13 protein-coding genes are annotated in these 15,717 nt (G+C 67.3%); 2 read left to right on the plus strand and 11 right to left on the minus strand.

Going from position 1 to position 15,717, the window contains the following annotated elements; translation table 11 throughout:
• Window positions 1-48: 48 nt before the first annotated feature.
• From IHD13_RS01715 to IHD13_RS18395, 4 genes are all read right to left on the minus strand, one after another.
• Window positions 49-573 (minus strand): dihydrofolate reductase, encoded by a 525-nt coding sequence (locus tag IHD13_RS01715; RefSeq protein WP_195859312.1) that lies wholly within the window; start codon window positions 571-573, stop codon window positions 49-51.
• Entirely contained in the window at window positions 570-1,343 is a 774-nt protein-coding gene (locus IHD13_RS01720) for a thymidylate synthase (RefSeq protein ID WP_230086090.1), read from the minus strand. The genes IHD13_RS01715 and IHD13_RS01720 overlap by 4 nt, the downstream gene beginning before the upstream one ends.
• Window positions 1,344-1,605: 262 nt before the next feature.
• Window positions 1,606-2,385: a prolipoprotein diacylglyceryl transferase gene (gene lgt / locus IHD13_RS01725; protein WP_195859314.1), complete on the minus strand. Its 780-nt coding sequence runs from the start codon at window positions 2,383-2,385 to the stop codon at window positions 1,606-1,608.
• Between the two features lie 153 nt (window positions 2,386-2,538).
• Entirely contained in the window at window positions 2,539-3,894 is a 1,356-nt protein-coding gene (locus IHD13_RS18395; RefSeq protein ID WP_195859315.1) for a response regulator, read from the minus strand.
• Between the two features lie 126 nt (window positions 3,895-4,020).
• Between IHD13_RS18395 and IHD13_RS01735 the strand changes: the two genes are divergently transcribed.
• Window positions 4,021-4,794, plus strand: a complete 774-nt coding sequence (locus IHD13_RS01735; protein ID WP_195859316.1) for an NRDE family protein — start codon at window positions 4,021-4,023, stop codon at window positions 4,792-4,794.
• Window positions 4,795-4,830: 36 nt separating this feature from the next.
• Here IHD13_RS01735 and ptsP read toward each other — a convergent pair whose 3' ends face one another.
• From ptsP to IHD13_RS01750, 3 genes are all read right to left on the minus strand, one after another.
• A complete protein-coding gene (gene ptsP, locus IHD13_RS01740; RefSeq protein WP_195859317.1) occupies window positions 4,831-7,092 on the minus strand; it encodes a phosphoenolpyruvate--protein phosphotransferase in 2,262 nt (753 codons plus the stop codon).
• 56 nt (window positions 7,093-7,148) lie between these two features.
• A complete protein-coding gene (locus IHD13_RS01745; RefSeq protein ID WP_195859318.1) occupies window positions 7,149-7,640 on the minus strand; it encodes an RNA pyrophosphohydrolase in 492 nt (163 codons plus the stop codon).
• A gap of 246 nt (window positions 7,641-7,886) precedes the next feature.
• On the minus strand, window positions 7,887-8,543 hold the full coding sequence (locus IHD13_RS01750; RefSeq protein ID WP_195859319.1) for an HAD family hydrolase: 657 nt from the start codon (window positions 8,541-8,543) through the stop codon (window positions 7,887-7,889).
• A gap of 420 nt (window positions 8,544-8,963) precedes the next feature.
• On the opposite strand from IHD13_RS01750, the gene IHD13_RS01755 reads away from it, so the two are divergent.
• Window positions 8,964-10,361, plus strand: coding sequence for an FAD-dependent oxidoreductase (locus IHD13_RS01755; RefSeq protein WP_195859320.1), 1,398 nt, complete (start codon window positions 8,964-8,966; stop codon window positions 10,359-10,361).
• A 90-nt stretch (window positions 10,362-10,451) separates the two neighbouring features.
• On the opposite strand, the gene rsd is transcribed toward IHD13_RS01755, so the two are convergent.
• The 4 genes from rsd to IHD13_RS01775 all read right to left on the minus strand — a co-directional run bounded on the left by rsd (window position 10,452) and on the right by IHD13_RS01775 (window position 15,694).
• The gene (rsd, locus tag IHD13_RS01760) at window positions 10,452-10,955 is read right to left on the minus strand and encodes a sigma D regulator (RefSeq protein WP_195859321.1); all 504 of its coding nucleotides are present in this window, start codon (window positions 10,953-10,955) and stop codon (window positions 10,452-10,454) included.
• A gap of 107 nt (window positions 10,956-11,062) precedes the next feature.
• A complete protein-coding gene (locus IHD13_RS01765; RefSeq protein WP_230086076.1) occupies window positions 11,063-11,578 on the minus strand; it encodes a disulfide bond formation protein B in 516 nt (171 codons plus the stop codon).
• Between the two features lie 59 nt (window positions 11,579-11,637).
• Entirely contained in the window at window positions 11,638-13,248 is a 1,611-nt protein-coding gene (gshA, locus tag IHD13_RS01770) for a glutamate--cysteine ligase (RefSeq protein WP_230086077.1), read from the minus strand.
• Between the two features lie 88 nt (window positions 13,249-13,336).
• On the minus strand, window positions 13,337-15,694 hold the full coding sequence (locus IHD13_RS01775; protein ID WP_195859322.1) for a Tex family protein: 2,358 nt from the start codon (window positions 15,692-15,694) through the stop codon (window positions 13,337-13,339).
• Between the last annotated feature and the right edge of the window lie 23 nt (window positions 15,695-15,717).

A 15,717-nucleotide genomic window follows, 5' to 3' on the forward strand; every position in this document is an offset into this window, starting at 1 on the left:
TGCCTCTGCCAAGTCTGTGCCAGCCAGGCCGCGGTGACAACTTTCCGCTCAACGGCGCCGATAGGCCACGAAGTCATAGCTCGGCTGCCCCTCCACCGGGGTACCGGCCACCCGCTGCGCCTCCTCCCAGTCCACCGCGGGCAGTTCGGGGAAGTGGGCATCGCCCTCTACCCTCAGGTCCACCTCGGTAAGGTAGAGCCGCGAGGCGAAGGGCAGCGCCTGGCGATAGATCTCGCCGCCCCCCATCACCATGATCTCCTCGGCACCTTCCAGCAGCGCCTGCTGCTCGGCGAGCTCCAGGGCACCGGCCAGGTCGTGGCAGACCCGCACCCCCGGATGGGCGAAGCCGGCATCCCGGGTCACCACGATATTGAGGCGCCCCGGCAAGGGCTTGCCGATGGACTGGAAGGTCTTGCGCCCCATGACCAGGGGCTTGCCCTGGGTCATGCGCTTGAAGAACTTGAGGTCCTCCGGCAGGTACCAGGGCAGCTGGTTGTCCACGCCGATGACCCGGTTGCGGGAGAGCGCGGCGATCATCGCCACCGGCACCTGAAAAGCATCGGCCTGGCTCATACCGCCACCTCCGCCTTGATATGGGGGTGGGCCTCGTAGCCCTCGATGCGAATGTCCTCGAAGCGGAAATCGAAGAGTTCCTCGACCTCGGGGTTGAGCCAGAGCCGCGGCGCCGCCAGCGGCTCACGGGTCAGCTGCAGCTCGGCCTGCTCCAGATGGTTCAGGTAGAGGTGGGCATCCCCCAGGGTATGAATGAACTCCCCCGGCTTCAGGCCACACACCTGAGCCACCATCTGGGTCAGTAGCGCGTAACTGGCGATATTGAAGGGGACCCCCAGGAAGATATCGGCGCTGCGCTGATAGAGCTGACAGGAGAGACGCCCCTCGGCCACGTAGAACTGGAAGAGGGCGTGACAGGGGGGCAGCGCCATCTCGTCCACCTGGGCCGGGTTCCAGGCAGAGACGATCAGCCGTCGGGAGTCGGGGTTATGGCGAATCTGTTCGACGACCCTGGCGATCTGGTCCACCGAGCCGCCCTGGGGGTCGGGCCAGCTGCGCCACTGGTAGCCATAGACCGGCCCCAGCTCGCCGTTGGCATCCGCCCACTCGTCCCAGATGCGCACCCCATGCTCCTTGAGGTAGGCGATATTGGTGTCGCCGGCCAAGAACCACAACAGCTCATGGATGATCGAGCGCAGGTGGAGCTTCTTGGTGGTCAGCAGGGGGAAGCCGCGGGACAGGTCGAAACGCATCTGGTGGCCGAACAGGGAACGGGTGCCGACACCGGTACGGTCGTGCTTCTCCACGCCCTGGTCGAGCACCTGGCGCATCAGATCGAGGTAGGGCTGCTCCAGGGCAGCGGCTTGCGAAGCGGTCTCGGGGGTCACGGCGATTCCGACGGTCAAGAAGTGGTGGACGCTATTCTACACACGCTGGAGAAGCGTTGGGAGATGCCTCCCTGGCTTGGGGCGCATGGGGAGGGAGGCTCTCGAGGTGTCGGCATGTCGGCTAAATCGCTCGACGCCCTGCCCTTACGCCACCGGGTTTTCTTCCAGCTTCAAGCTTCCGGCTTCCAGCTCCCCTGAAAGGGGGTCAGGGCGTGGGCTGGCGCCGCGACCAGAGCATCAGCGCCGCGCCGGCAAGGATCATCGGCAGCGTCAGCAGCATGCCCATGGTGACCCAGCCGAAGGCGATAAAGCCGATATGCGCATCCGGCAGGCGCACGAACTCTACGCTAAAGCGGAAGAGGCCATAGAGGGCGAGGAAGAGCCCCGAGATCAGCCCGCGGGCGCGGGGTTGGGCGGAGACCCACCACAGCACCACGAACAGCACCAGGCCCTCCAGCAGCGCCTCATAGAGGGCCGAGGGATGGCGTGGCTCGGGCCCCATGCCGGGAAAGGGCATGCCCCAGGGCAGGGACGTGACCCGGCCGGGCAGCTCGCCATTGATAAAGTTGCCGATGCGTCCGGCGCCCAGGCCGATGGGCACCAGGGGAGCGATAAAGTCGGTCAGGGTAAAGAAGGCGAGCCCTTTCTTGCGGGCGAACAACCAGGCCGCCAGCAGGACGCCGATCAGCCCCCCGTGGAAGCTCATGCCGCCGTCCCACACCTGAACGATCCACAGCGGATTCTCCAGCCACCGGTCCATGCCATAGAAGAGCGCATAGCCCAGGCGCCCCCCGAGCACCACGCCCAGGGCGGCGTAGAAGAGCAGGTCACCGATATCGTCCCGCGTCAGGCCCAGACGGGAAGCGCGGCGACAGCCCAGCCACCAGGCGGCCACGAAGCCGACCACATACATCAGCCCATACCAGTGGATGGCCAGAGGGCCCAGGGAGATGGCCACCGGATCGATGGCGGGATAGTTCAGCATGCAACATCCTATGGCAGATCGAGGAGAGAAGGCGTTGTCGGTGACGAGGATACCCAAGGGTGCCGCCGGCAAGCGACGCCTATTGATTCCCGAGGCGGCGGATCGTTCCCCGGCCCCGTTCGGAGCGGCGGACCGAAGCCGCCTCGGTCAGGATCACGAGCCCTGCTCGCGGACGCTGGCCGGCAACCAGCGGCGGACCAGCTCGATCAGGCTGTGGGGGCGGTAGGGCTTGGCCAGATAATCGTCCATGCCGGCTTCCCGGAAGCCCTGGCGATCCGCCTCGCTGGCATTGGCGGTCAACGCCACCAGCACGCTGGGCGGCTCGCCACGCCGCGCCTCATGCTCGCGCCAGCGACGACTCGACTCCAGGCCATCGGGGGCCGGCATATAGATATCCATCAACACCAAGTCGAAGCGCTGCTCACGCTGCAGCGCCAGGGCTTCCTCACCGCCGCTGGCGGTCACCACCCTCAGCCCCTCGCCCTCCAGCACCTGGCGGGCCAGCATCACATTGACCGGTCCGTCATCGACGATCAGTACCTGGGGGCGAGGCTCCACCGGCGACGGGGTCGCTTCGGGGGGCGGCAGGCTGCCATCCACCAGGCTGGCCAGGAGGTCGGAGAGGCCCTGCAGCCGCGATTCGAGGGCACTCCCCTCCTCGCCCATCTCGCCTCGGTAGTTCTCCAGCGTCTCCAGTAGCGGCACCAGCTCCTGCTGTAGCTGCTGGAGGTAGCCCGCCTGCAGGCTGGCCTCCTGGCGGGCGCGATCCCGGGCCTGAGTCAGTTGGGCCAGGCTGTGGCGTTGTTCATCCAGGTCTTCCAGCAGCCCCAGGCTGAACCCCTGGCCATCCTCCAGACGGATCAGGCGAAACTCGCGCCACCCCTCCTTGGCCAGGGGCAGACGCACCCTCAAGTCCGTTTCGGCGCCTTCCGCATGACGCAGCACATAGCCCAGCTCCAGCCCCTCCAGGGCGCTCCGGGGGCGCCCGAGCAGCTGCTCCAGGGGGCGGTTGACCTCCAGCAGGGTACCCTCATGGGCAAGGAAGGCGGGGTGGGCCAGGGACTCCAGCATGGCCTCGAGTTGCGGCCGCTGAGAGAGGCGCTCCAGCAGGCGTTGCTGGGTGTCGAGAAGGCCATGCAGGCGCGATTCGATGCCCTCGTCGGGGTCTCGTGCCGGTAGCAGGCGCTGATTCTTCAGCCGCGACGGCAGCGAGCTATAGACGTTCCGCAGCAGGTGCTCGAGCTGATCGCAAGGCGCCTCGAAGCCCAGCTCCCATTGATGCAGGCGCCGCTGGAAGAGCAGCAGGAAGGTCACCAGGACCAGGGCGGAGCCCAGCAGCAGGGCCCCCACCGTCAGCATCAGCAGGCCGAGCCCCCCCTCGGCCCGCCAGACCATCAGCCAGGCCAGCAGGCATAACAGGACGAGCCCCGCCTCGGCCGCCAGGCAGGGCCAGAGCGCCGGCCAGACCAGTCGCTTCCAGAGCACTCCCTTGCCAGAATCGAGTCGCATCCCTACCCCTGTCGTCATTCACCGATGAAGTGAGTTTACTGCCCAGGCCACGGCCTGTCATGGTCGCGCCGGGATCCCTGCGACCATGACTTCCCCGCCATCGCCTCCGAGGATAAGGTAGCAAGCATGTGCCTAATCGCCCTCGCCCATCATCCCGATGCCCCCCACTGGCTGCACCTGGTGGCCAACCGGGACGAATTTCATGACCGCCCCAGCGCGCCCCTGGCCGACTGGCCCGACGCCCCGCAGGTTATCGGCGGCCGCGACCTTCGGGCCGGCGGCTCCTGGTTGGCCCTGCACCGCCGCGGCCGCCTGGCCACGGTGACCAATGTGCGCGACCCGGCCCTGGTGGTTCCCCAGCGGGCGCCGAGCCGTGGCGAACTGGTCCACCAGGCCCTGACCTGCGACGACCCGGAAGCCTGGCTGGGGCGGCTGGCCGCCGGCGAGGCCTGGCGCTATGCCGGCTTCAACCTGCTGGTGGCGGAGGGGCGGCGCCTCTGGCACCTGCACCGCAGCCGCCATGCGCTGACCCTGAGGCGCGTCACCCCCGGCCTGCACGGTCTCTCCAATGCCGACCTCGACACCCCCTGGCCCAAGCTGCTGGCGACCCGACAGGGGCTGGCCGAGAGCCTCGACGCCGGCACCTGGCCCGACGGCGCCCTCGCCGCCATGGGCACCCCCCGGGAATATGACGATGCCCGGCTGCCCGATACCGGCGTCGGTCGCGAGCTGGAACGCCGCCTCTCCGCCGCCTTTATTCGCGGCGAGACCTACGGCACCCGCGCCACCACCTGGCTGCGCTGGCACCGTGACGGTGGCATGGAAATCGCCGAGCGGCGCTTCGGGCCCGGCGGGCGGGCAGAGGGAGAGAGCCGTCGTGACCTGCAGCTGGCCACCTGACTCAGGAGTATCGGCCGTCGCACCCGGGACTTGAGGTCAATCCTTGGGGGGCAGCAGATGGGTCAACTGCCAGGTTTCGAGGCGCTGGTTGAGCAGGCTACGCACCTCGGCGGGGCTGGACAGCGTCAGGGTCTCGGCCACCAGGGCCTGGGCATCCTTCATGGAGACACGACGGATGGCCGCCCGCACCCGGGGCAGGCTGGGGGCATTCATGGACAGCGCCACGAAGCCCATGCCCATCAGCAGCAGAGCACCGGCCGGGTCGCCGGCCAGCTCACCGCATACCGAGGTGGGCATGTTCAGCGCCGCCGCCTCATCGGCCAGCCGCGCCAGGGCCGCCAGCACTGCCGGATGGCAGGCATCATAGAGATCCGCGACCCGAGGGTTGTTGCGATCCACCGCCAGCAGGTACTGGGTCAGGTCGTTGCTGCCCACCGAGAAGAAATCGACCCGCTGGGCCAGGGCCTCCAGTTGATAGAGGGTCGCCGGCACCTCGATCATCACCCCGACCCGTGGGCGCGGCACCACCACGCCCTCCTCGGCCAGCTCGTCCCGGGCCCGATCGAGCAGCCGCAGGGCATCGTCCACCTCGTCCACATTGGTGATCATCGGCAGCAGGATCTGCAGGTTATCGAGGCCCTGGGAGGCGCGCAGCATGGCCCGCAGCTGCACCATCAGCACTTCCGGGTGGTCCAGGGTCACACGAATGCCCCGCCAGCCGAGGAAGGGGTTGGCCTCCTCGATGGGAAAATAGGGCAGGTCCTTGTCGCCACCGATATCCAGGGTGCGCATCACCACCGGCAGGGGCGCGAAGCTCTCCAGTTGCTCGCGATAGAGGCGGGTCTGCTCCTGCTCGCCGGGGAAGCGCTCGGTGATCATAAAGGGCACTTCGGTGCGATAGAGGCCCACCCCGCTGATACGCGGCTTGAGGGAGGCCACCGCATCCACCGCCAGGCCGGTATTGACCATTAGCGGCATGACGTGGCCATCCGGGGTCTCGCTGGGCAGGTCCTGCTCGTGCTCCAGCACCTCGGCCAGGGCCAGCTCCTCGTCGATCAGGGTCTGATAGTGGCTGCGCATCTCGCTGCCGGGGCGCACGATCAGCCGACCGCGGTGACCGTCCAGCACCACCGGGCTGCCATTGAGCCGCGGCAGCGGCAGATCGACCATGCCCAGCACGGTGGGAATTCCCATGGCCCGCGCCAGGATCGCCACATGGGAGGTGCTCGAGCCGCGCACCGCCACCAGGCCGGCGAGCTTCTCCCGAGGCACCTCCCCGAGGCTCGCCACGCTGATCTCGTCGCCCACCAGGATGGTCCGGGCGGGGTAGGAGTCCGGGGTCTGGGGGCTCTCCTCCTGCAGGTGGGCCAGGACCCGGCGCCCCAGGTCACGCACGTCGGCGGCCCGCTCGCGCAGGTAATCGTCATCGACCCGCTCCAGGTACTGCACATGGCGGCGCACCACGTCCGCCAGGGCCCCCGGGGCCCACTGCCCCTCGCGAATGCGCTTGACCACCTCCTGGCCCAGGGCGGCGTCGCTGAGCATCTGCTGGTAGACCTCGAACAGCGCCAGCTCCTGGGCGCTGATGCGGCTGGCCAGGCGCTCGCCGGTGGCGCGAATCTCGTCGCGCACCCGGTAGATGGCGTCCTGCAGGCGCTTGATCTCGTACTCGGTATCGGTGGGAATCAGGTCGGGGACGCTGTCCAGGTCGGCGGGGGGCATGATCACCCGAGCCTCGCCGATGGCCATCCCCGGGGAGGCGGCCACCCCGGTGAAGACCGCCTGGCCGTCGGCCCGGGCGGGACGACTCAGGGTGCCGGTGACCAGGGCATGGGCCAACACCCCGGCCAGTTGGGCGGCCATGGTGACCAGGAAGGCCTCGTCGCCCTCGTCATAGCGACGCTTGTCCTGCTGCTGCACCACCAGCACGCCGAGCATGCGGCGCTGGTGAATGATGGGCACGCCGAGGAAGCTGGAGAAACGCTCCTCGCCGGTCTCCTCGAAGTAGCGATAGGCGGGGTGGGCCGGCGCGTCCTCCAGGTTGAGAGGCTCCTCGCGCTGGCCGACCAGCCCCACCAACCCCTCTCCCAGACGCAGCGCCACATGGCCCACCGCCTGGGTGCGCAGGCCGATGGTCTCCATCAGCACCAGGCACTCCTGCTCCGCATCATAGAGGTAGAAGGAGCACACATCGGTACGCATCGCCTTGCGGATACGGCGCACCATGGTCGACAGGGCCGCCTCCAGGCTGCGGGCCCCGTTGACCTCCTGAACGATGCGGCGAAGGACGTCGAGCATAGCGTATCTTCTTGTAATGATTGAAATGGTTGAGGTTCGGTCGAGCCCCTCCGCGACTAGTCGCCCATCACGGCCAGGCGCTGGACACGCGGCGCCAGTTCACGCAGGGCCCGCCGATACACCTCCCGCTTGAAGGGCACCACCTGCCCCAACGGATACCAGTAACTGACCCAACGCCAGCCATCGAATTCCGGCTTGGGCGTGCCATCCATGCAGATCCGGCTCTCCTGGCAGCGCATCTTCAGCAGGAACCACTTCTGTTTCTGGCCAATGCATACCGGCCGAGAGTTCGTTCGTATCATGCGTCGTGGCAAGCGATAGCGCAGCCATCCTCGGGTACAGGCCAGCACCTCGACATCGGCCGCCGTCAGGCCGATTTCCTCTTCCAGTTCCCGATACAGGGCCTGTTGCGGAGTCTCGTTTGCCTTGATGCCTCCCTGGGGAAACTGCCACGCATTCTGTCCTACCCGACGCGCCCAAAGCAGCTGGCACTGGCGGTTGACAATGATAATGCCAACGTTGGGCCGAAAGCCGTCAGCGTCGATCACGGACATCACCTTATGAATTCACTATGGCAGCCATTCTTCCACAAAGCCGGAAAGCGCATCAATAAGGCATTTACGGGCGGCGCAAGGGGTGGTCGCCTCGACGAAACACCCGGGGACTCCGGCCCGCCTCGGCGATCGCCGGAAAGCCACGAAAGACGCGGGCCGCCGGAATGGCGGCCCGTCGAATAGGGATGGAGGAAGCCGGTCGTTGTGGCCGACTAGAGAGCCGGTAGAACCCGGCGGCCATCACTCCCGCAGGCTGATAATCCGCCAGCCGCGACGCTCCGCCTCGGTGCGCAGGGTCTCGTCCGGGTCCACCGCCACCGGGTGTTCGACCTTCTCCAGCAGCGGCAGGTCGTTGTGCGAATCGCTGTAGAACCACGCATCCTCGAGGCCGAACTCCTTGTCCTCGAGCCAGGCCTCCAGGCGCACCACCTTGCCCTCGCGATAGCTGGGTACGCCGGACACCTTGCCGGTATAACGGCCGTCGAGCACCTCCGGCTCCACGGCGATCAGCTCATCCACCCCCAGCCGCTCGGCGATGGGGCCGGTAATAAAGCGGTTGGTGGCGGTGATGATCAGCAGGGTGTCGCCCCGGGAGCGATGGCGGGCCAGCAGCTCCTCGCCCTTGGGCAGGATATGTGGCTCGATCTTGCTGGCCATGAACTGCTGATGCCAGGCCGCCAGCTGCTCCGGGGTGTTCTCGGCCAGGGGCTTGAGGGCCACTTCGAGAAAGGCCGCCATATCCAGGGTGCCGTTCTCGTAGTCACGCAGGAAACGGTCGTTGGCCTCGCGGTAGCTGACCGGATCCACCGCCCCCTGCTCCAGCAGAAATTCGCCCCAGGCATGGTCGCTGTCGATGCTCAGCAGGGTGTTGTCGAGGTCGAAGATGGCCAGGCTCACTGCGTTCCCCTCTCAGTCGGCGCCTCAGGCGCCGCGGTTGGTGGTCGAAAAGCCCCCGATTATGGCAGAGATCCCCCGATGGGGGGAGCCGGCGCCCCGGGATCACGCCGATAGCCATCATCAGGCATACCCCATACAAAAGTTTTATATTGCACCGCACAAACCCTGGCCCACCAAAGAAAACAGCTCAAGTAATTGTTATTTATAGATAAAAACCAATAAACCCAGCCAAAGCTATTCCTTATGCCCGCCACCACACCCATAAAGTCTAGCTTTGGCATGGATTCTCTTTGCCGCCAGAATGGCTATAATGCCTGCATCGATTCGTCGAGCCTGCCGATGGCCAACCTAGGCGGCAGGCCAGGGCCTCCGGGCAATCCCTGGAGGGTGACTCCCGCACCAGGCAAGCGAGAACCTCCCATGTCCACACCGACCTATGACGTTCTGATCGTGGGTGGCGGCGTCTCCGGCACCGCCCTCCTCTACGAGCTGGCGCGCTATACCGACCTCAAGGCCCTGGGCCTGGTCGAGAAGTATGACCATGTGGCCATCGTCAACTCCCATGGCCGCAACAACAGCCAGACGATCCACTGTGGCGATATCGAGACCAACTACACCCTCGAGAAGGCCAAGGTCACCAAGCGCACCGCGGGCATGGTGGTCAACTTCGCCACCAAGCTGGCCCCCGAGCAGCGCGACAAGATCGTCTACCAATACCCGAAGATGGTGCTGGGGGTGGGCGAGAGCGAGTGCGACTTCCTGCGCCAGCGCTTCACCAAGTTCCAGGCTCTCTTCCCCAAGATGCGTCTGCTGGAGCGGGATGACATCGCCGAGCTGGAGCCCAAGCTGGTGGAGGGACGCCGCCCGGAGGAACCCATCGTGGCCATGGGTTCCACCGACGAATACACCGCGGTGAACTACACCACCCTCTCCGAGGCCTTCGTGGAACAGGCCCAGCAGAGCGCCCAGGAAAAGGGCGCGACCTGCGACGTGCATCTCTCCACCGCGGTGGAGTCGATCACCCAGGGCGAGGACAAGCTGTTCCGGGTCAAGACCCCCAACAAGGGCACCCTCACCGCTCGTTACGTGGTGGTCAGCGCCGGCGGTCACTCCCTGCTGTTCGCCCACAAGATGGGGTACGGCCTGGACAAGTCCTGCCTGCCCATGGCCGGCTCCTTCTACTTCACGCCCCAGGTGCTCAACGGCAAGGTCTACACCGTGCAGAACGAGAACCTGCCCTTCGCCGCGGTGCACGGCGACCCGGACGTGCTGGTGGAAGGCAAGACCCGCTTCGGCCCGACGGCCCTGATGCTGCCCCTGCTGGAGCGCTACAACGGCAAGACCTTCTTCGAGTTCCTCAAGGTGCTGCGCCTGGACCGCAACGTCGTCAAGGCCCTCTGGGACCTGATGAAGGTGCGCGATATCCGCCGCTATATCTTCAAGAACTTCCTGTTCGAGGTGCCGGTGCTGCGCGAGCGCCTCTTCCTCAAGGACATCAAGAAGATCGTGCCCAGCCTCACCGTCCAGGACGTGACCTTCGCCAAGGGCTTCGGCGGGGTGCGCCCGCAGCTGATCGACAAGGAGAAGCAGAAGCTGGTGATGGGCGAGGCGAAGATCAACCCGGGTACCGGCATCGTCTTCAATATGACGCCCTCCCCCGGCGGCACCAGCTGCCTGGGCAACGCCGAGAAGGATATGTACCTGGCCCAGGAGTTCCTCGGCTTCAATGTCGACAAGGAGGCCTTCGAGCGCGACCTGCTCACCGGCGAGATCCCCCTTACCGACCTGGAGCGCCCCGAGGCCCACTCCCTGATGTAGACCGAACCGCCTCGCATCATGACGACGCCCCGACCATTTGGTCGGGGCGTCGTCGTTATCAGCGGGCGAGTCGGAGCGGCGAGCGGTGGCTCAAGGCGAGAGCCGAGCCGCGGCCTGGGAGGCCGGCGGCGGCGAGTGGGCGGCATGCAGCCGCTCGATCAGCTGATCTTCCAGGGAGAAGCGTTCGCCGAGCCCCTTGGCCAGGCGGTCGAGCCAGGCCGGCAGCCGGGACAGGTAGTGCTGGCAGCGACTCGGGGTAGAGTAGTCTTCATCGAAGGCCAGCACCAGCTCGGTGGACAGCTCCAGGCGCTGCAGCAGCTTGTCGGCCAGGGCCAGGGCGTCGTGGTCGTGGAAGGCCCTGGCCTCCTCGCGCAACTGGGGGTAGATCTCGAAGTGGCCGGCGCTGATATAGTCCATCAGCAGCTCGCTGAAGGCATCGATCTGACTCTTCTCCACCGCGTCCAGCTCGGCGTCACAGGCCTCCTTGAGGTCCATGAAGGTGACCAGCAGCTCGCGGCGCTGATCCAGCCAGCGATCGATCAGTCGGTGTACCCCGCCCCAGCGCTCCAGGGCCGTCTTGCACTCTTCCAGCATGGCTCTTCCCTCGCGACTCTCGGCTCGCCATCCAGACTCACCCGAGTCGAGGCGAGTGTCAATGCCCCGGCGTGAACACCATCAACCAACGCTCGTTTGTGGTCGAGTCAATCGCTCCGAAGGCCGCGCCACAGCAGCCCCAGGGGCGCCAGGGCCAACACCAGGAAACCGATCAGGGTCCAGCCCGGCAGGGAGATCCCCCACCACAGGAAGTCGATCTCGGCGCACTCCCCGGAGCCGGAGAGCACCATGGCCAGCACCTCCTGGAAGGGCAGCACCTCCATCATATAGTCGAGGCCGGGGCCGCAGCTGGGCACCTGGTCCGCCGGCAGCGACTGCAACCAGAGATGGCGCCAGGCCACCCCGATGCCCCCCAGCACCGCCAGCAAACCCAGGCCGCCATAGGCGAGCCGGCCGCCGCGGCCGGCGGGGTTATGAAGCGCCGCGGCGGCCAGCACCAGGGCCACGGCCAGCACCGCCACGCGCTGGAAGATACATAGCGGGCAGGGTGCCAGGCCGGCCAGGTGCTCCAGCCCCAGGGCCACCGCCAGCATCAACACACAGAACGCGAGCCCCGCCAGGCTCCAGCGGCGGGGACTCCAGGTCGCAAGGGTCGCCATCATCGGCTCAGGATTCCTTTACTGGGTCGGCGCCCCCTCCACGCGAGGGGGCAAACGCAGGGTCAGACCACGGGGGTACCGCGGGGTTCACGGGCCAGGGCGAAGTAGCGCCCCAGGAAGTCATCGAAGGAGCCATCATCGGCGGCCTCGAGCTCCCGCTGCTGGCGATGGGAAGTCTCGCCGAGCTCGGTGAAGAGCGCCTCCCGGGCCGGGTCCATGGCCTCGTCACGCCATTGAGCCGCCTGCTCCCGGGCCAGCGCCAGGGTCGCCTCGACGAAGTCGTCGCCGCTCGCCTCGAGCAGGCTCAGCAGTTGTCCCGCCGGGGTCTGGGCGGAGTCTCGCAGCCGCGGCGCCAGGGCCTCCAGGGCCTCGGCATGGGGCGAGCCGCCCTCCTGGGCATCGAGCAACTCGGCCACCTGGCCCAGTTCGGCGAAGATCGCCTCGGCACACTCCGCCAACTGACGCTCCACGCCATCGAGGTAGAGTCGCGCCTCGGGGTCGCGGCCGCGCTCCACGACCAGGCGGCGATTGTCGTCCAGGTGGTCGCACTCGGCATCGTCGATCCAGGGGCTCTCGGAGAGCAGGCACCAGAGCATGAAGGTGTCGAGGAAGCGCATCTGGGTGGCGTCGATGCCCAGCGGCAGGAAGGGATTGAGGTCCAGGCAACGGATCTCGATATATTCGACGCCGCGGGCCTCCAGGGCCTGGCTGGGAGTCTCGTCCTGACGAGCGACCCGCTTGGGGCGGATATCGCTGTAGTACTCGTTCTCGATCTGCAGGATATTGGCATTGAGCTGCTGCCAGCCCTCCCCCGTCTTGACGCCCAGGGCCTCATAGGCGGGCCAGGGGGTGGCGATGGCGTGGCGCAGGGTGCCCACGTAGTTGGAGAGGGAATTGAAACAGATCTTCAACTGCGCCTGCACCTTGTTCTGATAGCCGAGGCCGGACATGCGCAGGCTGGTGGCATAGGGCGAGAGCAGCGTCGCCTCGCCGTGGCGGCGCAGCCCCAGTTCCTGCGGGGCCTCGCGGCCATCGAGGAAGCTCTTATCGAAGGCCGGCGAGGCGCCGAACAGGTACATCAGCAGCCAGCTGTGGCGACGGAACTGGCGAATCAGCCCGAAATAGCGGCTGGAGCGGTAGTCGCTCAGGGCCTGCCCCTCGGCGCCGTCGATCGCCTGCAGCTGCTGCCAGAGGGTATCGGGGAAAGAGAGGTTGTAGTGCACCCCGGCGATCGCCTGCATGATGCGCCCGTAGCGCACGTCCAGTCCCTTGCGGTAGACGTGCTTCATGGTGCCCACATTGGAGTGCCCGTAGTCGGCGATGGGAATGCTGGCATTGCCCGCCAGCCGCGAGGGCATGCTGGCCGGCCAGATCAGCTCGTCGCCGAGCTCGCGATAGCTGAAGCGGTGCAGGTCGGCCAGGAAGTCCAGGGCATCCTCGGGGCGACAGGTGACCGGCGTGATGTACTCCAAGAGCGCCTCGGAGTAGTCGGTGGTGATGTGCGGATGGGTCAGCTTGGACCCCAGGCCCCGCGGGTGCGGCGTCTGGGCGATGCGCCCGTCGCCCTCGACCCGCAGCCCCTCCTTCTCGATGCCCCGGCGAATGCGCCCGATCAGCCCCTGGCGGGCCGGTCCCTTGAGCCGTCCGATGACGGTTTTGAGTTGCTCGGACAAGATCAACACCCCATGTCATGGGAGGCGGCCGAGCCGCCTCGAATATCGTTGGCAAGCGCTGTGATAGCCCTGGTGCCCTGAGCTCAGCTTAGCCCTTGTCGCGGGCCTTCAGCAGGGCCGCCCCCAGGGCACCCATCGGCTGGCTATCGCCGCCGCTCGACTGGCGCTGCGGCTTGCCGCCGCGCCCCTTGCCGCCATACCCCTTGCCGGCCGGGCGCTCGCCGCCGCGGCGCGGCGCCTGGCTGTTGTCCTCGCCGGGCTGGTCGTCGAGACGCATGGAGAGGCCGATACGGGCGCGCTCCAGGTCCACGCTCATCACCTTGACCTTGACGATATCGCCGGCCTTGACCACCGAGCGCGGATCCTCGACGAACTTGTCGGAGAGCGCCGAGATATGCACCAGGCCGTCCTGATGGACGCCGATATCGACGAAGGCACCGAAGTGGGTCACGTTGGTGACGCTGCCCTCGAGGATCATCCCCGGCTCCAGGTCCTTGAGGGTCTCGACCCCCTCGCGGAACTCGGCGGCCTTGAACTCGGGACGCGGGTCGCGGCCCGGCTTGTCCAGCTCCTTGAGGATGTCGCTCACCGTGGGCACCCCGAAGCGTTCGTCGGCGAAGTCGGCGGGCTTGAGCGACTTGAGGGTGGCACTGTCGCCGATCAGGCTGGCCACCTGGCGGGCGCTGCGCTGGGCGATGCGCTCCACCAGGGGGTAGGCCTCCGGGTGGACGGCGCTACCATCCAGGGGGTTGTCGCCGTTCATGATGCGCAGGAAGCCGGCGCACTGCTCGAAGGTCTTGGGTCCCAGGCGGCTGACGTCGAGGAGCTGCTGGCGGCTGGCGAAGGCGCCCTCGGCGTTGCGGCGGGCGACGATATTCTCGGCGAGCGCCGGGTTGAGGCCCGCCACTCGCGCCAGCAGGGCACTGGAGGCGGTGTTGAGGTCCACCCCCACGGCGTTGACGCAGTCCTCGATCACCGCCTCCAGGCTCTTGGAGAGCTGCAACTGGGAGACGTCGTGCTGGTACTGGCCCACGCCGATCGACTTGGGCTCGATCTTGACCAGCTCGGCCAGCGGGTCCTGCAGGCGCCGGGCGATGGAGACGGCACCGCGGATGGTGACATCCAGGTCGGGCAGCTCCCGGGAGGCATACTCCGAGGCGGAGTAGACCGAGGCGCCGGCCTCGCTGACCATCACCTTGGCCAGGCGACGCCCGCTCAGGCGCTTGACCAGCTCGCCGGCCAGCTTGTCGGTCTCGCGGCTGGCGGTGCCGTTGCCCACGGCGATCAGCTCGACGTCATGCTTCTCCACCAGCCTGGCCAGCTCGGCGAGGGAGGCATCCCAGGCGTTGCGGGGGGCATGGGGGAAGATGGTGGCCTGTTCGAGGAACTGGCCGGTGGCATCCACCACCGCCACCTTGCAGCCGGTGCGCAGGCCCGGGTCGATGGCCAGGGTCGCCTTGGGGCCCGCCGGAGCGGCCAGCAGCAGGTCCTTGAGGTTGGCGGCGAAGACCTCGATGGCGGCCAGCTCGGCGCGCTCGCGCAGCCGGCCCATCAGCTCGGTCTCCAGGTGGGTGTAGAGCTTGACCCGCCAGGTCCAGCGCACCACCTCGGCGAGCCACTTGTCGGCGGCACGGCCCTCATCGCGAATCTCGAAATGCCGGGCGATGGCCACCTGGGCCGGATGCAGCGGCGCCTCGTCCTCGCCGGGCAGCTTGAGGGCCAGGCTCAGCACCCCCTCGTTGCGGCCACGGAACATGGCCAGGGCGCGGTGGGAGGGCACCCGGGCCAGGGGCTCGTCATGCTCGAAGTAGTCGGAGAACTTGGCGCCCTCGCGCTCCTTGCCCTCGAGCACCCGGGCGCTGAGCAGCCCCTCCTGCCAGAGCCGCTCGCGCAGCCGACCGACCAGCTCGGCGTCCTCGGCGAAGCGCTCCATGAGGATCTGCTTGGCGCCATCGAGCGCCGCCTTGGCGTCCTCGATGGCCGGCGTCTCACCTTCCGCTGGGCGAAGATAGCGGGCGGCCTCGATTTGGGGGTCGAGCTCGGGGTTGGCCAGCAGGGCATCGGCGAGGGGCTCGAGGCCCGCTTCCCGGGCGATCTGCGCCTTGGTGCGGCGCTTCTTGCGGTAGGGCAGGTAGAGGTCTTCCAGGCGCTGCTTGGTGTCGGCGGCACGGATCAAGCCGGCCAGCTCGTCGGTGAGCTTGCCCTGCTCGTCGATGGCGGCCAGCACCGCCTCGCGGCGCTCCTCCAGCTCGCGCAGGTAGCGCAGGCGCTCCTCCAGGTCACGCAGCTGGGTATCGTCCAGGGCCCCGGTCACTTCCTTGCGGTAGCGGGCGATAAAGGGCACGGTGGCGCCGCCGTCGAGCAGTTCCACGGTGGCCGCCACCTGCTGGGGGCGGACCGCGAGTTCCTCGGCGAGGCGGGCGATGATCTTGGCGTGTGCGTCCATGAAATCCTTGACGTTCCAGCGGC

Source organism: Halomonas sp. 328 (assembly GCF_015645095.1).
Lineage (GTDB): Bacteria > Pseudomonadota > Gammaproteobacteria > Pseudomonadales > Halomonadaceae > Bisbaumannia.